General features: G+C 39.6%; 13 protein-coding genes and 3 pseudogenes. 2 read left to right on the top strand and 14 right to left on the bottom strand.

What is annotated here, in order from left to right:
• Positions 1-2 precede the first annotated feature (2 nt).
• The 3 genes and pseudogenes from uvrA to GUU89_RS14025 all read right to left on the bottom strand — a co-directional run.
• Positions 3-2,833 (bottom strand): annotated as a pseudogene (gene uvrA, locus GUU89_RS14035) (excinuclease ABC subunit UvrA).
• A gap of 80 nt (positions 2,834-2,913) precedes the next feature.
• On the bottom strand, positions 2,914-4,734 hold the full coding sequence (locus GUU89_RS14030; protein WP_202924469.1) for a chloride channel protein: 1,821 nt from the start codon (positions 4,732-4,734) through the stop codon (positions 2,914-2,916).
• 47 nt (positions 4,735-4,781) lie between these two features.
• Positions 4,782-5,305: pseudogene (locus GUU89_RS14025) on the bottom strand (acyl carrier protein phosphodiesterase); the annotation flags it as partial.
• 177 nt (positions 5,306-5,482) lie between these two features.
• Here GUU89_RS14025 and glmM point away from each other — a divergent pair.
• Positions 5,483-6,871 (top strand): phosphoglucosamine mutase, encoded by a 1,389-nt coding sequence (gene glmM, locus GUU89_RS14020; RefSeq protein WP_162128494.1) that lies wholly within the window; start codon positions 5,483-5,485, stop codon positions 6,869-6,871.
• Positions 6,872-6,944: 73 nt separating this feature from the next.
• Here glmM and GUU89_RS14015 read toward each other — a convergent pair whose 3' ends face one another.
• The 6 genes from GUU89_RS14015 to GUU89_RS13990 are packed head-to-tail and all read right to left on the bottom strand — an operon-like array spanning position 6,945 to position 9,186.
• Positions 6,945-7,376: a VOC family protein gene (locus GUU89_RS14015; RefSeq protein ID WP_162128493.1), complete on the bottom strand. Its 432-nt coding sequence runs from the start codon at positions 7,374-7,376 to the stop codon at positions 6,945-6,947.
• A 31-nt stretch (positions 7,377-7,407) separates the two neighbouring features.
• Positions 7,408-7,821: a VOC family protein gene (locus GUU89_RS14010; protein ID WP_162128492.1), complete on the bottom strand. Its 414-nt coding sequence runs from the start codon at positions 7,819-7,821 to the stop codon at positions 7,408-7,410.
• Between the two features lie 11 nt (positions 7,822-7,832).
• Positions 7,833-8,237, bottom strand: a complete 405-nt coding sequence (locus tag GUU89_RS14005; RefSeq protein ID WP_162128491.1) for an SRPBCC family protein — start codon at positions 8,235-8,237, stop codon at positions 7,833-7,835.
• Positions 8,234-8,596, bottom strand: a complete 363-nt coding sequence (locus tag GUU89_RS14000; protein WP_162128490.1) for an iron chaperone — start codon at positions 8,594-8,596, stop codon at positions 8,234-8,236. The genes GUU89_RS14005 and GUU89_RS14000 overlap by 4 nt, the downstream gene beginning before the upstream one ends.
• Positions 8,597-8,806 (bottom strand): hypothetical protein, encoded by a 210-nt coding sequence (locus GUU89_RS13995; protein WP_162128489.1) that lies wholly within the window; start codon positions 8,804-8,806, stop codon positions 8,597-8,599. It abuts the gene before it with no gap.
• 5 nt (positions 8,807-8,811) lie between these two features.
• Positions 8,812-9,186: a DoxX family protein gene (locus GUU89_RS13990; RefSeq protein ID WP_162128488.1), complete on the bottom strand. Its 375-nt coding sequence runs from the start codon at positions 9,184-9,186 to the stop codon at positions 8,812-8,814.
• 126 nt (positions 9,187-9,312) lie between these two features.
• On the opposite strand from GUU89_RS13990, the gene GUU89_RS13985 reads away from it, so the two are divergent.
• Positions 9,313-10,287, top strand: a complete 975-nt coding sequence (locus GUU89_RS13985; RefSeq protein ID WP_162128487.1) for a GlxA family transcriptional regulator — start codon at positions 9,313-9,315, stop codon at positions 10,285-10,287.
• 1 nt (position 10,288) lies between these two features.
• Here GUU89_RS13985 and GUU89_RS13980 read toward each other — a convergent pair whose 3' ends face one another.
• From GUU89_RS13980 to GUU89_RS13960, 5 genes and pseudogenes are all read right to left on the bottom strand, one after another.
• The gene (locus GUU89_RS13980; RefSeq protein ID WP_162128486.1) at positions 10,289-11,203 is read right to left on the bottom strand and encodes a class I SAM-dependent methyltransferase; all 915 of its coding nucleotides are present in this window, start codon (positions 11,201-11,203) and stop codon (positions 10,289-10,291) included.
• A 52-nt stretch (positions 11,204-11,255) separates the two neighbouring features.
• Positions 11,256-13,879, bottom strand: a pseudogene (gene cphA, locus GUU89_RS13975) (cyanophycin synthetase).
• Between the two features lie 253 nt (positions 13,880-14,132).
• Positions 14,133-14,978 carry an alpha/beta fold hydrolase gene (locus tag GUU89_RS13970; protein ID WP_162128485.1) on the bottom strand — a complete coding sequence of 282 codons (846 nt, stop codon included), beginning with the start codon at positions 14,976-14,978 and terminating at the stop codon, positions 14,133-14,135.
• A 31-nt stretch (positions 14,979-15,009) separates the two neighbouring features.
• Complete coding sequence (locus GUU89_RS13965; RefSeq protein WP_162128484.1) at positions 15,010-15,789, bottom strand: zinc ribbon domain-containing protein; 780 nt, start codon at positions 15,787-15,789, stop codon at positions 15,010-15,012.
• A gap of 3 nt (positions 15,790-15,792) precedes the next feature.
• The gene (locus GUU89_RS13960) at positions 15,793-16,887 is read right to left on the bottom strand and encodes a Nif3-like dinuclear metal center hexameric protein (RefSeq protein ID WP_162128483.1); all 1,095 of its coding nucleotides are present in this window, start codon (positions 16,885-16,887) and stop codon (positions 15,793-15,795) included.
• Between the last annotated feature and the right edge of the window lie 15 nt (positions 16,888-16,902).

Below are 16,902 nucleotides of genomic sequence, written 5' to 3'. Positions count from 1 at the left end.
GGTTATGCTAACTCTTTTTTCAAAAACTGTGCAGTGTAGCTTTTTTTATTTTTTACCAATTCTTCGGGAGTGCCTTTGGCTACTACTTCGCCACCGCCTTTTCCGCCTTCGGGACCGATATCGATTATATAATCGGCTAGTTTAATGACATCCATATTGTGTTCAATAATCAAAATAGTATTGCCTTTATCTACCAATTTAGTAATCACATCCATCAGCACTCGAATGTCTTCAAAATGCAAACCTGTAGTGGGTTCGTCCATGATGTAGAAGGTGTTTCCGGTGTCTTTTTTAGATAATTCGGTGGCCAATTTAATGCGTTGGGCTTCTCCGCCCGAAAGCGTGGTACTTTGTTGGCCTAAAGTGATGTAACCCAATCCGACATCCTGTATGGTTTTGACTTTACGGTAAATTTTCGGGATGTTTTCAAAGAAAGAAACGGCTTCATCCACGGTCATATTCAACACATCCGAAATCGATTTGCCTTTGTATCGTATTTCCAAAGTTTCTCGGTTAAAACGTTTGCCTTGACAGGTTTCACACTCAACATAAACATCCGGCAGGAAACTCATTTCAATAGTTCGTACACCCGAACCTTCACAAGTTTCGCATCTTCCGCCCGAAACATTGAAACTGAAACGTCCTGCTTTATACCCACGAATCATGGCTTCCGGCGTTTGCGTATACAAACTTCTGATTTCCGAAAACACGTCGGTATAAGTTGCCGGATTGCTTCGTGGTGTTCGGCCAATCGGACTTTGGTCAATATCAATGACCTTGTCAATGTGCTCTAAACCTTCAATCTTTTTGTACGGTTGTGGTTTTTTGACGCCGTTGAAATAATATTCATTCAGAATTGGATACAGTGTTTCGTTTATTAAAGTCGATTTTCCGCTACCCGAAACTCCGGTTACGCAAATCAGTTTTCCTAATGGTAATTCTATGGAAACATTTTTAAGATTGTTTCCGGTGGCTCCTGTCAACTTCAAGAACTTTCCATTGCCTTCACGACGTTTTTGGGGTACTTCAATTTTCATTTCACCATTTAGGTACATGGCCGTCATAGTGTGTTCTTTGTGTAATTCGACCGGTGTTCCTTTGCTGATGATTTCTCCCCCAAATTTTCCCGCTTTGGGACCAATGTCAATCACATAATCAGCCCGTTCTATCATGTCCTTGTCGTGTTCAACAACTAAAACCGAATTGCCTATATCTCTTAACTGTTCCAACGAATGGATTAGTTTTTCATTGTCTCTTTGGTGCAAACCAATACTCGGTTCATCCAAAATATAAAGAACCCCAACGAGTTGCGAACCAATTTGGGTAGCCAGTCGAATACGTTGTGCCTCTCCGCCCGAAAGCGATTTAGAACTCCGGTTTATGGACAGGTAATTGAGTCCCACATTTACTAAAAAGCGCAAACGGTCTTTGATTTCTTTGACAATTTCGGACGCAATAATCGTTTGTTTTTCGGATAGATGTTTGTCTAAATCATCAAACCAGAGCGATAAATCGGATATGTCCATAGTCGATAAATCGAAGATGTTTTTCTCGTGAATGCGGAAGTACATAGCTTCTTTTTTCAAACGCGACCCGTGGCATTCCGGACATTCAATTTCATCCATGAATTCTTTTGCCCAACGTTTGATTGAAGTAGAGCCGCTCTCGTCAAATTGGTTTTTGATGAAATGCGAAATCCCTTCAAACTCAATTTTGTATTCTTTGGTAATGCCTAATGTTTTTGATTCTACTGAAAATTTTTCCTTCCCGCCGTGCAAAATAATCTGCATCGCTTCTTCGGAAATGGTGTCAATGGCATCAGTAATTTTGAAATCAAATTTTTCACCAATGATTTCCAATTGCTTAAAAATCCAAGATGATTTATATTCGCCCAAAGGAGCAAATCCCCCATTTTTGATGGATTGTTTTGGATTCGGTATAATTTTTTCAGATTGATTTCGTGTACAGTACCTAAACCTTTACACGTTTCGCAAGCGCCTTTGGGTGAATTGAACGAAAACAAATTCGGCTCCGGATTTTGATACGAAATCCCGGAAGTAGGACACATCAAGTTTCTACTGAAATAGCGCACTTCGTTGGTGTCTTGGTCTAGTATCATCAATACATTTTCGCCGTGATACATAGCTGTCTTGATACTTTCAGCTAAACGTTTTTCGTTTTCTTCATTGTTTTCAATCACCATTCGGTCAATGACAATTTCGATATCGTGGGTTTTGTAACGGTCGAGTTTCATGCCCGGCAATAAGTCCTGTACTTCACCATTGACGCGCACTTTCAGGAAACCTTGTTTGGTAATTTGTTGGAATAACTCGGCGTAATGCCCTTTACGAGCTCGAATTATTGGTGCCAAAATATTGATGCGTTTTCCGGTGAAATTCTGAATAATCAAATCTTTAATTTGCTCATCGGAATACGAAACCATTTTTTCGCCGGTCACATAGCTGTAGGCTTCACCACCACGGGCATACAATAAACGCAAAAAGTCATAAATCTCGGTAATCGTTCCCACTGTAGAACGCGGACTTTTACTGGTGGTTTTTTGCTCAATGGCAATTACCGGAGAAAGACCGTCAATTTTATCTACATCAGGGCGTTCCAAACCACCAAGGAATTGACGGGCATAGGCAGAAAAAGTTTCAATATATCTTCGTTGTCCTTCGGCATAAATAGTATCAAAGGCCAAAGATGATTTTCCCGAACCCGAAAGACCGGTAATAACGACCAGTTTTTCACGCGGAATAGTAATATCAATATTCTTCAGATTGTGAACTCGGGCGCCGAGAACTTCAATGGTGTTTTCTGTATCTAGCATAGCATTTTTGGCAAAACGCAAAGGTAGTGTTTTGGAAGGAAATTTTAAACAGTAGGAGTAGAAGTTATTAGTAAAAAAGATTAATCAATCACCATCTCTTTTAAGCGTTGACGATAACTTTCGAGGACATCAATTTTGGATAAAAAACCAAAATATTTTCCTTTGTGAATAACCGGCAAAATAGGACTTTTGGACACTTCAAACGACCTCATGATTTTCTCCGGTTTGTCTTCAAACAAGAGGAATTCTTTGGGTTGGCTGATGATTTCGCTCATCGTCATAAATTTCAAATGATTCGGATTGAAAATAAAGGCTTTGACTTCATCAAAATCGATAAGACCAATCAGCACTTTATGTTCGTCAATAATCGGGATTATTTTTTGGTCGGTGGTAGCAAAAATAGTTACGGCTTCACTGGGCGAATCTTGCAGGGTCAGTGTTCTGTAATTTTGCTGTACCAAATTATAAAAATCAATACTTTGCAGGATATTCTTGTCTTTGTCGCTGGTAAATACATCGCCTTTATCGGCCAAACTTTTAACATCCATGGAGTGCTTTTCAAACTGTTTGGAAACCGCAAAACTTACCGAAGACACTATCATCAATGGGACCATTAAATCGTAGCCTCCGGTAATCTCACCAATAAGGAAAATGGCTGTCAATGGGGCATGAAACAATCCGCTCAAAATTCCGGCCATGCCTACAATGGTAAAATTGGCTATAGGTAAATGATGCGTGAAGTTTAAAAGATTTACCGTTTTTGCCACCACAAAGCCCAGATAAGAACCCACAAAAAGCGAAGGTGCAAAGTTTCCACCGTTACCGCCACTACCTAATGTTAAACCGGTAGCAAACGCTTTTAAGAGCATGGTTACCCCAACAAAAGCCAACAACACCCATTCGCTGCTTTTAAACTTTTCAAGCATGGTATTATCCAATAAAACACTCGGATTTTTGGAGGCCAGGGTCTTAATAGTTTCATAACCTTCTCCGAACAAGGTGGGGAAAAAGAAAATTAAAATGGCCAAAATAGAAGCTCCGAAAAGCGCTCTACGATAGCCTTTGTTTTTAAAGCTGCCGAAAAACTTTTCAATCTTTTGAAAATTCCGAGCATGATAAATAGAAGTCAATCCGGCCAAAATGCCCAGTAAAATATAGTAAGGTGTATTGTGGTAATCAAATTTTAGGGTTTGTTCAAAATTCAAAATCACATCGTGACTTAAGGTTACCGTTGAAATCAAAGCACCGGTCGCGGCCGAAATGATAATCGGAATAAAAGCCGAAATAGTTATATCGGTCAAAACCACTTCGATAGCAAATAAAACTCCGGCAATGGGAGCGTTGAACGCAGCACCAATTCCGGCTGCCACACCACAGGCTAACAACAGTATTCTGTCTTTTTGTGATAAATGGTATTTTTGCGCAAAGTTGGAACCAAAAGCCGCTCCGGTAATTACGATCGGACTTTCTAATCCGGCAGAACCTCCGAGTCCTACTGTTAAAGAGCTGGTGATTATTTGGGCATACATTTGTTTTTTGGGAAGTATACCGCCTTTTTTGGCTACCGCATACAGTACTTTTGAACTTCCTTTTTCCAAGTTGTTATCCAGGAAATTCCGAATCACAAAAACGGTCAGCAGGATACCGGCAATCGGCAGTAAACTGTTGATATAAGGAAGTTTCAGAAACCCATTGATATCATTGGCCCAAAGGAAAATATTGTGCGCAAAACTCTTTAGTATAATTACGGCAAACGAACAGGTAATGGCCACGGCCACACTGGCGAAATAGATAAAGTTTCTTTCGCTTAATTTGTCCTTCAGCAGAAAAACCATGTGTTCGGCTCTTCTGAAAATACTTCGGATAATAATTTTAAAAAAGGAAGCTTTGTTCGACGGCATTATTTTCAAACTTTTGAAGTGCTAAAATACAATAACTGCCGTCAATTTTAAAGTTCTGCCAGCTTTTGTTGGCAATGTTTTCGCAATTCTTCAAAAAACAGCGTGAATTCGTTTTCAAATTCGGTGTAAAATTGTTTGAGTTCTACTATTGATTCGTGCATGTCCACTCTGTTCTTGGTGCGGTGATCCATTTGAAACATGATCATTTCCAGCCCTTCAATGGTGGCATAACTCACCAGCCAATTCCTTCCAATCATATATGGCAGCATTCCTTTGGCTCTTTCCGTCAGTACTTCCTGGTGGTTGGTTAACAGCGTATAGAAATTTTCGGCATAGGTTTCCAGTTTTTCGTCTGAATAGGTTTTCCAATTTTTGGCCAAAAAATGATCGTAGAAAATATCCATGATTACGCCTGAATAATGCCCGTATTTTTCATGTAAGCGATGCTTGCTTTGACGATAAATAGGATGCATGTCGGTAAAACTATCTATAGAACGGTGCAGTAAAATGCCTTTTCTGATTTCTTCAGGATAGTTTTCATAAGAATGCCCCGAATGCTGTCCGCCATGAAGTTTCCGATTTTTACCAAATCGTTTTCGCCGGAAAGATAGATGTGAGCTAAGAAGTTCATGTGCCTAATTTAGCAATTTTAAATTATAAATTTTGAATTTTAAATTAGAATTGAAAAACACCATTCTTTATATTTGTAAGCATTTAAAATTTAACATTCAATTTCAAAAGAATCAAAATGACTCTAATCAAATCAATATCAGGAATTCGCGGAACAATTGGCGGCAAAGTGGGCGATAATTTAACGCCGGTAGATGCCGTGAAATTTGCTTCGGCTTACGGAACCTTTCTGAAAAACAACATACAAAAAGATAAACTAACCGTTGTAATTGGTCGTGATGCCCGTATCTCCGGACCTATGATTCATTATTTGGTGGTGAATACTTTAATTGGTTTAGGCATAAATGTGATTGATTTAGGTTTGTCGACTACACCAACGGTAGAAGTGGCCGTGCCTTTGGAGCAAGCGGACGGCGGTATTATTTTGACAGCTTCTCACAATCCGAAACAATGGAATGCCTTGAAGTTGTTGAATGCCAAAGGAGAATTTTTAAGCGGAGCCGATGGGGCTAAGATTTTGGAAATTGCCGAAGCCGAAGCGTTTGATTTTTCGGATGTAGACAGTTTGGGCGAAATTACGATGAATGATGCTTACATGGATATTCATATTGATGAGGTTTTGGAATTACCATTGGTAGATGCAGAAGCCGTAGCCAAAAGAAAATTCAAAGTAGTAGTTGATGGCGTAAATTCATCCGGAGGGATTATCATTCCGAAGTTATTGGAACAAATGGGCGTGGAGTGTGTGAAATTATACTGTGAGCCGAATGGTCATTTTCCTCATAACCCTGAGCCTTTGAAAGAACATTTGGGAGATATCTGTAAATTGGTGGTAGAAGAGAAAGCTGATTTTGGAATTGTAGTTGACCCGGATGTTGACCGTTTGGCTTTTATTTCTAATGATGGCGAAATGTTTGGCGAAGAATATACCTTGGTGGCTTGTGCCGATTATGTGTTGAGTAAAACACCCGGCAATACGGTTTCTAATATGTCCTCTTCAAGAGCCCTGCGCGATATTACCAACAAACACCAGGGCAGTTATCAAGCCAGTGCTGTAGGTGAAGTGAATGTGGTGGAGTTAATGAAGTCTACCAATGCCATAATAGGAGGAGAAGGTAACGGAGGGATTATTTATCCGGAGTTGCACTACGGGCGTGACAGTTTGGTGGGTGTGGCTTTGTTCTTAACTCATTTAGCCGGTTTAGATATGACTGTGGCGGAGCTAAGAGCCTCGTATCCGCAATACTATATGAGCAAAAATAAAATAGAATTGACACCACAAATTGATGTAGATGCTATTTTGGTAGGTATGACCGAAAAGTATAAAAACGAAAATATCTCTACTATTGATGGCGTTAAAATAGATTTTGCTACCGAATGGGTGCACTTGCGCAAATCCAATACTGAACCTATTATTCGTATTTATACCGAAGCACCAACACAGGAGGCAGCCGATGCTTTAGCGTTACGAATTATAGATGAAATTAAAGCAGTAGCCGGAATTTAGTTTCAGTCGCTTTAAAATAATAGTATTAAAAAACCCTTTCAATTGCTGAAAGGGTTTTCTTTTTCATTGTATTTTATTTTTCGTTTTCGTCAAAGTTGACCATCCAGTGAATGCCGAACTTATCTTTGAACATCCCAAAGTAGGCGCCCCAAAACGTTTTGTCCATAGGCATAAAGGGCTCGCCACCTGCTGATAATCCGTTAAAAATGCGGTCAGCTTCTTCTTTGCTGTCGGTGTTAATGGATACATGGAAATTATTTCCAAAAGCAACATCACCACTTGCAGCATTGCTGTCACCTCCCATCAGGATAGTATTCCCGATAGGTAAGGAGACGTGCATAATTCGGTTAGCATCCGCCGGACTCACCTCCGGACAACCATCCATTTTAGGCATTTCACTATATTTTCCCATATAAGGGAAAGTTCCGCCAAATACGGATTGATAAAACAGAAATGCTTCTTCGCAATTTCCGTTAAAAATTAAATAAGGGTTAACCTGTGCCATTTTTTATTGTTTTTAAAGTTTACTATTTTTTTTACTGTTTGGGCATTTTACTGAAGTCCATATGCAATACATTCCAACGGTGCCCGTCTAAATCACAAAAGCCACAGCCGTACATCCAACCTTGGTTTTCACCCGGAGCGGCATAAACAATTCCACCGGCCGCTTTTGCTTTTTGAGCCAATGCGTCTAGTTCATCCCGATTTTCAGCATCAATAGAAATTAAAAATTCAGCGGATTTTTCGGTGTCTGTAATGTTGTGTTGAATAAAACTTTGGAACATCGTTTCCGAAAACAACATGATGACAAAATTGTTTTCACCCACCAACATGCAGGCGGAATCAGGTGTGGTTCTTTCTTCTAAAAATTTAAAACCTAAAGCAGTATAAAATTCTTTTGATTTCGAGGCCTCTTTCACCGGAAGATTAAGCCATATTTGCTTGGTCATAATTTGTATTTTTAGTGTTGTTCTGTGTATTTCTTAAAATTATCTAAGATGTTTTGCCAACCTTGACGTTGCATTTCCTCGGGATTTACTTTTTCAGGGTCAAAACTTTCGGTAATGTCTACGCCTTCCGGGGTAACTTCAAATGTTATGCTTACTTTTCGTCCGTCAGCTATCACATATTCAATTAATGCTAATTCTTTAATGGCGGTGTAAGTGCCTTCAAAATCAAAGCTCATAGCACCATCTCGGGAAGCCATCGTAGCACAGAATTTTCCACCCACTGTAAGATCATTACTGGCTTTGGGCGTATGCCAATCCTCGGAAGCATTATTCCATTGGGTGATGTGTTCGGGTTGTGTCCAAAATGCCCATACCTTTTCAATGGGAGCTTTTACGGTGTTTTGTATGGTTATCATTTGTTTAATTTGTTTAAATTTTCGTTTAGTTTAAATCGTACCATTTGGGTAATTAACTTATGCGGAATTGGCTGGTCTAAAGGAAACTGAACCGCTCCTTTAGAATTTTTGTAAACCTCTATTTCCTTTTGAAAAGCTTTGATACCTGTACCGGTTGGATAAAAGCCAATATGGTTTTTGTAGGCGGCAAAATAAACCAAAGGGCCGTGGCATTTGAAAGCCGGCATTTGGTAACTGATGGCTTCTTCCGCTTGAGGGGCAGCCTTTCTTATGGTTTGTCGGATGGCTTCCAATATGACCTGCACTTCCTCGGGTTGCATGGCAATATACTTATCGATACTTTTAAAAGTTGTTTTCATTTAGTTTAAAATTTCACAGTGATAGCCCTGCGCTTGAACGACTTCAATAATGGCAGCCGAATTAATACTATGGCTTTCTACGCGAAGTATTTTATCACAATCTTCTAAATCAAAAAGAATGGTCGTATTAGCAAATCGATTAGACAAAATTACGATTAAAGCTGTTGCTTGTTTGGTTTTTTGTACGTTAGTTTTAAATACTTCGACCATAAAAATTAAGCGTTCACAGTTTTACTTATCTTATGATAATAGATATAAGACACGGCTAAAATCCCTAAGAAGAATAACGGAAATACCGCAAGGAAATTAAATCCTTCCACACAAATATAGCTGATGCTGGCAAAAATAAAATCGAAACCAAAGCCGGCATAAGCCCATTCTTTTACGTTTTTCGGAGCTTTGGGAATAACTAAAACCAATACGCCCAAAATTTTAAAGACCACCAAAGCATTGCCGAAATACTCGGGATACCCTAAGTGACGGAGGCCTTCTTTGGCCATTTCTGTTTGCGAGGTGAACGCCGGCATTACTCCTTCAAAAAGAAAGATAATAAGGGTAGCCACCCAAAAAATGATTTTGTCTTTTTTCATAAATACTTCGTTTTAATAGATTAGTATAACAAAAGTAAATCAGAAATTTGCCCGAAGGATAACCAAAAAAGTTAAACTTAGGGTCATTTAGGACAAAATCAGTATTTTTGATAAAAACAATTTAGGATGAAGCGAGTCGGATTAGTATTGACAGAAGATTACAAACTTTTGAGTGTAGCCGCTCTTTTAGAAGTATTGGAAACGGCAAACAAATTGGTCCTTGAAAAAGGACAGACAGCGCCTTTTGCTATTGCGATGTATCAGTTGCCAACCCAATTGGAAAACGGAGAAGTTACTTTTCACGGCTATACTATTCAGTCGATAGCAGAGGAAACAGGGGTTTTGGATGTGATTTTACTACCGGCCTTTACCACAAATGATATCCCAGCTACTATAGGAAAGAATCTGGCTTATATTCCGTGGTTGCAACAACAATACAGGAGTGGGGCCGAGGTAGCCAGTTTTTGTTCGGGCGCTTTTTTGTTTGGAGCTTCGGGCCTATTGAACGGGAAGAGTGCTACAACACATATTGATTCCTGTGCTGCTTTTGCTCGTGCTTTTCCGGAAGTAAAATTAAAACCCAATGAAACGGTAACTGCAGACGACAGAACTTTCACCAGTGGTGGTTCGACCTCATTATTTCATTTGATTATTTTATTGGTTCAAAAATATTGTGGACATGAAATCGCCATTCAGGTGGCCAAGCTTTTTGCCATTGATATGGATAGATATCAGCAGAGTTATTTTGGTACGTTCCGCCCAAATTATACCCACAATGACGCTTTGGTTTCTTCGATACAAGAAAAAATTGAAAAACGATTTCATCAGATAGAAAACCTCGAAGAAGTCTTGGGAGATGTCCCTGCAAGCCGCCGGAATTTGGTTAGACGATTCAAGCTGGCGACCGGTATTCCACCTATTGAATATTTGCAAAACATCCGAATAGAAACTGCTAAACGCCATTTAGAACAATCGCAGCTTTCGGTTTCTGAAATCATAGATAAATCGGGCTATACTGATCCGAAATCATTTCGAAAAGTATTTCAAAAAGTGGTGGGGATGAAACCTTTGGAATACCGAGAGAAATTTAAGGTACGCTAAACTATTTTTTCTGAATCCATAAACTACCGCCTATATTTTGATAACTCATAGGCATTTTTTCATATACTTCTTTGTGCAGTAAATGCATATAGTGATTGAAAAACTTAATTTCATACTGGTCATTATACATCAGAAAAGCTCTTAAGATATAATCTTCATTCCAATTATAGCCACGATAAATCCAGTCTTTAGGATATTCAAACGGATAAAAAATATCATGAAAATGAATGATTACACCGCTTTTGAGTTTGGGTAAAATTTCAAATAAAATATAATTTACATCACTACCGGTTTTGGTAACGTGGGTGCTGTCTACAAAAAGGATGTCACCAGCTTCCAGTTTTTCAAAAACATCCAAAGCGATAATCTGCACATCGGTTGGGTAAATGGTCACGCTGTTTTTATCCGCTTCAGTAATTAAGGAATATAGTCTGTCAGGATAAGGATCGATGAACGTCAGCTTGACTTGGTTATCCAAAAACAACTCGTTGGTATCGAGCATCAATGATGAAGTATGTCCTGAGCCAATTTCAATAACTTGTTTAGGCTTGTAATGACGCAGCATCGAATACAACACGATACCATCCGTATAGGAATAAGAGGTGTTTTCAAATTGGTACCGAATACTTCCTTCTTTCAAGGCTCGAAAAGGCATTTCTTCATAGTATTCACTAAAAGCTTTGGCCAATTGTTTTTGGTCTTCCGTTCTTAGATTGATCCCCGCAACACCTTCTACATTCAGGTTTTTCCATATTTGATCTTCTCTTTTTTTAATCTCGGCAATATTAAAAACGGGAGAGTAAAAATGACCATTCGGAAAAAGACATTGTTGCGACTGTTGATACAATGGCTTTATATAGGGCAACTTGTTGAGTTGCCCTTTTATTTTATTAAAGATTCTAGTTTTAAGCTTCATGGTGTCTTTAGTTTGCTATGTTGAGGTTTTTGCAGTCGGTGATTGCAAATCCTTATACATTTCCATCTTCATTTTCTTTATCCAAATATTCTTGAACAATTTCAATGGCATTGGTTACAACATCGCTTAATGCAGTAATGAAGGTTCCTTCTTGTGCACTGTTGATGGCATGTTTAATAGCTTCGGTTTCTTTTGAAATGATTTCGTGGGTAATCGTTTTGCCTGATGCCGCTATACCTTCCATTATTAAGCCGATGATTTCTTCTTCGGTTCGACCGCGTAAGTATTTCTCCTGACGGATAATGATGTGGTCAAACATGCGGGCCGCAATGGTAGCACATTCTTTGATGTCTTCGTCACGACGATCCCCAACACCGGCAATGATTCCGATTTTCTTGGTCGCTTCCACTGAAGCTAAAAACTCTTCTACCCCTTTATATCCTGATGGATTATGGGCAAAGTCAATCATTACTTTGAATTTTTTGAATTCAAAAATATTCATACGACCCGGTGTTTGTGCTGCACTCGGAATGAACGTTTGCAATGATAAACTGATGTCTTCGGTTTTAAATCCTTGTAAATATGCAGCTAAAGTAGCGGCCAGTACATTGGCAATCATGAATTTGGCTTTACCACCTAGCGTTAATGGCACATGAGTAGCACGTTCCACACGGATTTTCCATTCGCCTTTTTGATGGTAATATAACCGTTTTCATAAACCGCTACAATTTTACCTTCTTTGGCAAATTGCTGAATGGTCGCATTGTTTTCATCCATACTGAAGTAAGCAACGTTGCAGCTAAGTTCATTAGCAATTTTCAAACATTGGTCGTCTTCGGCATTTAAAATGGCCCAGCCGTCTTTTTTAACTGAGCGAACTACGGTTGCTTTTACACGAGCCAAATCATCTAAAGTGTGAATATCGCTCAAGCCCAAATGGTCTTCCTGTATATTGGTGATAATAGCAATATCACAGCGACTGAAGCCCAAACCGGAGCGAAGGATACCGCCACGGGCTGTTTCTAATACCGCAAATTCTACAGTAGGATCTTTCAAAATATATTCGGCAGAAACGGGTCCGGTAGTATCTCCTTTTTCCATCATGTGGTTTTGCACATAAATCCCGTCTGAAGTGGTGAACCCAACTTTATAGCCGTTGTTTTTTACAATATGTGCCAACAATCGGGTAGTGGTAGTTTTACCATTTGTACCGGTAACAGCTATAATTGGGATACGACTTGGTTTTCCCGGAGGGTACAACATGTCGATTACCGGAGCTGCTACGTTTCTTGGCAAACCTTCGGAAGGCGCTAAGTGCATACGGAAACCGGGTGCTGCATTAACTTCCAAGATACAACCCCCGTTTTCTTTTAAGGGTTGTGTTAAGTTTTCGGCCATGATATCTACCCCGCAAATGTCTAACCCAATCACACGCGATATGCGTTCGCAAAGGAAAATATTTTCCGGGTGCATCATGTCGGTTACATCTACCGATGTTCCGCCGGTGCTGAGGTTGGCTGTTGACTTCAAATACACGATTTCGCCATTTTTCGGAATGGTATCAACGGTGTAATTGAGTTTTTCCAATAAATCTAATGTATCTCGGTCGACATCAATTTCGGTAAGTACGTTTTCGTGTCCGTAACCGCGTCGTGGGTCTTTGTTGGTTTCTTCAATTAATTTTTGGATGGTATCGGTACCGTTTCCAACTACGTGAGCCGGCACTCTTTTGGCAGCGGCTACCAATTTGTTATCAATGATCAGTACTCTGAAGTCAAAGCCGGTAATGAATTTTTCTACAATCACTCGTCGGCTATATTTTTGAGCATAAGCCAATCCGGAAACAGCATCTTCCCATGTTACTACATTGATAGAAGCGCCTTTGCCGTGATTCCCGTCTAAGGGTTTTAAAACGATAGGATACCCAATTTTTTTGATGGTGTTTTCTAAATCTTCTTCGTCCACACAAATGCTACCACTAGCTACCGGTATAGAGGCTAAGTCGAGCATGCGTTTGGTTTCTTCTTTATTACAAGCAATGTCAACCGCTATATTACTGGTTTTGCAGGTAATGGTGGCTTGAAAGCGCATTTGGTTGATTCCGTAGCCCAATTGTACTAAGGAATTAGTGCCTAAACGAATCCAGGGAATATCACGAGCCACGGCTTCGTCAACGATACTGCCGGTTGAAGGACCAAGACGCACACGCTCTCTGATTTCACGCATTTTTTGTATGTCGGCTTCCACATCATAAGAGGTTCCGGCGATTAGGGCTTCGGCTATGGCTACGGCGCTTTCGGCGGCAAACATACCAACGTTTTCTTCGGTATAGCTAAAGACTACATTGTAGACTCCCGGAGTTTTGGTTTCCCGAGTTCTTCCGAAACCGGTCTCCATGCCGGCCAGGGTTTGAATTTCTAGAGCAATATGTTCAATGACATGTCCCATCCAAGTACCGCGTTCAATTCGGGAGAAGAAGCCACCTCTGGTTCCTTCAGAGCAACGGTGTTCAATCATGGTGGGAAACATGGCTTCTATACGTTCGCGGAAACCTTCAATTTTATTAGTGGGTGATTGTTCCATTTCTTCTAAGTCCAAACGCATTTGGATTAGTTTTTTGCGTTGTACACTCCAAATATTCGGTCCGCGTAATGCTTGTATTTTTAGAATCTTCATAGTTAGGGATGGTTAATAATACTAAATGCTAATGATTTTGTTAAAAATAGGAAATATTTGTTTTCTACTACCACTTTTTTTTGCAGAAAAGCTAAAAAGATTAGGGATTAGAAAAGCAAGGATTGATTAGTATTGATTTTCAGCTTTTTAGAATACAAGAAATCAAGACCATTCCTGTCTAGCCCCGATGATTTGAAATTAAAAGGAGGACAGCCAGTGGCTGTCAGGTATTTTTGCTTTAGCAAAAAATGGTTTACGCTTCTGCAATAAAATCGGCTATTTTTTGATATAAGTCGCCGTTGTGCATGCTGTGCCCGAGTCCGTTGGTTTCGATATAAGTGGCATTTTTCCAGTTTTGGGCGTACTTCCTGCCTTCCTCCACCAAGATTATATTGTCTTGCAAATCGTGGGCAATGATGGCTTTTTGATGGAAGTTGGAGGCGAATAAATGGCCGGCAAAATCATTGACGTGGATGTTGAATCTTTCGAAATAGTAATTTTCGAGTAGGGTTTGGATTTTGGCATTCAGGCTCAGCATTTCAATAAAATTATCGCTTATTCTTTTGAAGCTGGACGGAGCGCCGAGCAAGACAATTTTTTCGACATGGTCATTTCGGTATTTGTGCAGGTAATACGTAATCGCGGCACCACCGATGGAATGACCAATGAGCGTTTTTGGGTTGTATTTTTGGGTTAAAACGTGAATAAACTCGGCGTACTTGGGCGTATTGAATTCTTTTCCGTCAGTTAAACCGTGAGCAGGCGCATCAATGGCGATGATGGTATTGGGCAGTTTTTTGAGGTAAGGCAATATTTTTTTCCAACGGGAGGCATTGCTTTCCCAGCCATGCACTAAGAGAATGATGTCGTCGTTGCCTTCCCAGATATAGGTTTGAAAGTTTTCGTTATTATAGGTAAATGTTTCCTTGGTGCTGTATTGTAATGTTTTGGGAAGTTTATCTTTTTTGAGCCTGCCTTTTCGGGGTTCGCTGAAAAATTGGTAAGCAATCGTTTTGGCCTTCTCTGCATTGATAAAACTCAGGCAATTGAGGTAAAGGCCTATGGATTTGGTAATGATAAACAGTTGTATTCTTTTCATAAAAAAATCCCGAATGAATCGGGATTAATTATTATAGGTGAGCAAATAATTGTTGCATTTTTTCTCTTTCTTCTTCTGCTAGAGAAGCATCTACTAAGATTCTTCCTGAGTGCTCATCGGTGATGATTTTTTTGCGGGCTGCAATTTCCACCTGTGTTTGTGGCGGAATGGTAAAGAACGAACCGGCAGACGCACCACGCTCTATTGAAACTACGGCTAAACCGTTGCGAACGCTAGAACGGATTCTTTTGTAAGCCGCTAACAAACGCTCTTCGATTTGTGCTTCATATTCGGCAGATTTTTCCATTAAGAAGTTTTCTTCTTTTTGGGTTTCGGCCATGATATCGTTTAGTTCCGATTTTTTGTGTTTTAAATGCGAAGTTTTTTGGTCTAATCTTTCTTTAGAGCTTGATATCACTTCTTTTTTGTGCTCGATAGAAGCTTTCAATTCTTTGATTTGTTTTTCAGCCAATTGGATTTCCAATTCCTGAAATTCTACTTCTTTAGTCAACGAGTTGAATTCTCTGTTGTTGCGAACATTTTTTTGTTGTTCGGTGTATTTTTTTATTGCGGCTTGATGCTCTTCGATAGCATTCTTTTTGGTTTTGATTTGTTCTTCAATCGCAACCAAGTCGCTTTTTAATTTATCTAAACGAGTGCTTAAACCGGTAACTTCATCTTCTAAATCTTCCACTTCTAAAGGTAATTCTCCTCTAACGTTTCTGATTTCATCAATTCTTGTATCTATGATTTGCAAGTCGTAGATAGCTCTCAATTTGTCTTCAACACTTAGTTCTTTTGTAGTCGCCATATTTTATAAGTACTTAACGGGATTTGTATTTTCTTCCGAAAAAATGATGGCAAAATTAAGGATTTTTTTCTTAAGAAAATCAACAATATAATTTTTTGTAAATCTTTCACTTTCAAAGTGCCCGATGTCGGCTAAAACCAACTGATTTTCAGCTTCGTAAAAGTTATGGTACTTTAAATCGGCGGTTAAAAAAATATCGGCTCCGGCTTGTTTGGCCTGGCTGATGGCGAAACTGCCCGAACCGCCCAGCACGGCAACTTTTTGGATAGGTTTTCCAAGTAAAGCACTGTGACGAATGCCTCCGCATTGCATTTTGGTTTTGACCAGCGAAAGGAAGTCGGTTTCACTCATGGGTTTTTCGAGTTCACCCATCATGCCTAATCCTATGTTTTGGTGAGCATTTTGCAAATCATAAATTTCGTAAGCCACTTCTTCATAAACATGATGTTTGAAAAGAGCTTTTAGAATTTTGGACTGCAAATGTTTTTCAAAAGTCACCTCGATTTTGATTTCCTCATTTTCAACAAATTCAAAGCGTTCGCCAATTTCCGGATTGCTGTCTTCGTTGCCCATATAGGTTCCGACGCCTTTTGAGTTGAAACTGCAATCTTCATAATTGCCAATCTTTCCGGCGCCGGCTTCGAACAACGCATTGCGCAATTTTTCTACGTTTTCCGGAATGGTATAGGTTATGAGTTTTTGAATGAAGTTCTTTTTGGGTACTAAAATTTTGGTATTGGTCAAACCCAACGCGTCGCAAAATATTTTGTTGACTCCCTTTTTATGATTGTCTAATGCGGTATGCACAGCATAAATGGCAATGTCGTTTTTGATGGCTTTGATTACGGCGCGCTCAACATAATTCTTTCCGTTGATTTTTTTCAAACCCGAAAAAAGAATAGGATGGAAGCATACCACCATATTGCAGTTCTTCACTATAGCTTCATCAATTACACTTTCTAAAGCATCGTGACAAACCAAAACTCCGGTAGCTTCGGCATTGCTGTCGCCTACTAGCAAACCTACATTGTCAAAGTCTTCGGCATAAGCCAGAGGGGTCATTTCTTCTAAGGCGGAGAGAATTTCTTTTATTTTCATATTTTTTATCTGCGT

The sequence above is a fragment of the Flavobacterium phycosphaerae genome (assembly GCF_010119235.1).
Taxonomy (GTDB): Bacteria; Bacteroidota; Bacteroidia; order Flavobacteriales; family Flavobacteriaceae; genus Flavobacterium; species Flavobacterium phycosphaerae.
The sequence above is the reverse complement of the archived record's forward strand: the minus strand, read 5'-3'. Positions and strand labels throughout refer to the sequence as shown.

Bases quoted from the DNA above. Each gene is read 5' to 3' on its own strand.
- GUU89_RS13960 (WP_162128483.1), bottom strand. From the start codon at position 16,887: ATGAAAATAAAAGAAATTCTCTCCGCCTTAGAAGAAATGACCCCTCTG.
- GUU89_RS13970 (WP_162128485.1), bottom strand. From the start codon at position 14,978: ATGAAAAGAATACAACTGTTTATCATTACCAAATCCATAGGCCTTTAC.
- GUU89_RS13990 (WP_162128488.1), bottom strand. From the start codon at position 9,186: ATGAAAAAAGACAAAATCATTTTTTGGGTGGCTACCCTTATTATCTTT.
- glmM (WP_162128494.1), top strand. From the start codon at position 5,483: ATGACTCTAATCAAATCAATATCAGGAATTCGCGGAACAATTGGCGGC.
- GUU89_RS13985 (WP_162128487.1), top strand. From the start codon at position 9,313: ATGAAGCGAGTCGGATTAGTATTGACAGAAGATTACAAACTTTTGAGT.
- GUU89_RS14005 (WP_162128491.1), bottom strand. From the start codon at position 8,237: ATGATAACCATACAAAACACCGTAAAAGCTCCCATTGAAAAGGTATGG.
- GUU89_RS13965 (WP_162128484.1), bottom strand. From the start codon at position 15,789: ATGGCGACTACAAAAGAACTAAGTGTTGAAGACAAATTGAGAGCTATC.
- GUU89_RS13980 (WP_162128486.1), bottom strand. From the start codon at position 11,203: ATGAAGCTTAAAACTAGAATCTTTAATAAAATAAAAGGGCAACTCAAC.
- GUU89_RS14000 (WP_162128490.1), bottom strand. From the start codon at position 8,596: ATGAAAACAACTTTTAAAAGTATCGATAAGTATATTGCCATGCAACCC.
- GUU89_RS14010 (WP_162128492.1), bottom strand. From the start codon at position 7,821: ATGACCAAGCAAATATGGCTTAATCTTCCGGTGAAAGAGGCCTCGAAA.
- GUU89_RS14015 (WP_162128493.1), bottom strand. From the start codon at position 7,376: ATGGCACAGGTTAACCCTTATTTAATTTTTAACGGAAATTGCGAAGAA.
- GUU89_RS13995 (WP_162128489.1), bottom strand. From the start codon at position 8,806: ATGGTCGAAGTATTTAAAACTAACGTACAAAAAACCAAACAAGCAACA.
- GUU89_RS14030 (WP_202924469.1), bottom strand. From the start codon at position 4,734: ATGCCGTCGAACAAAGCTTCCTTTTTTAAAATTATTATCCGAAGTATT.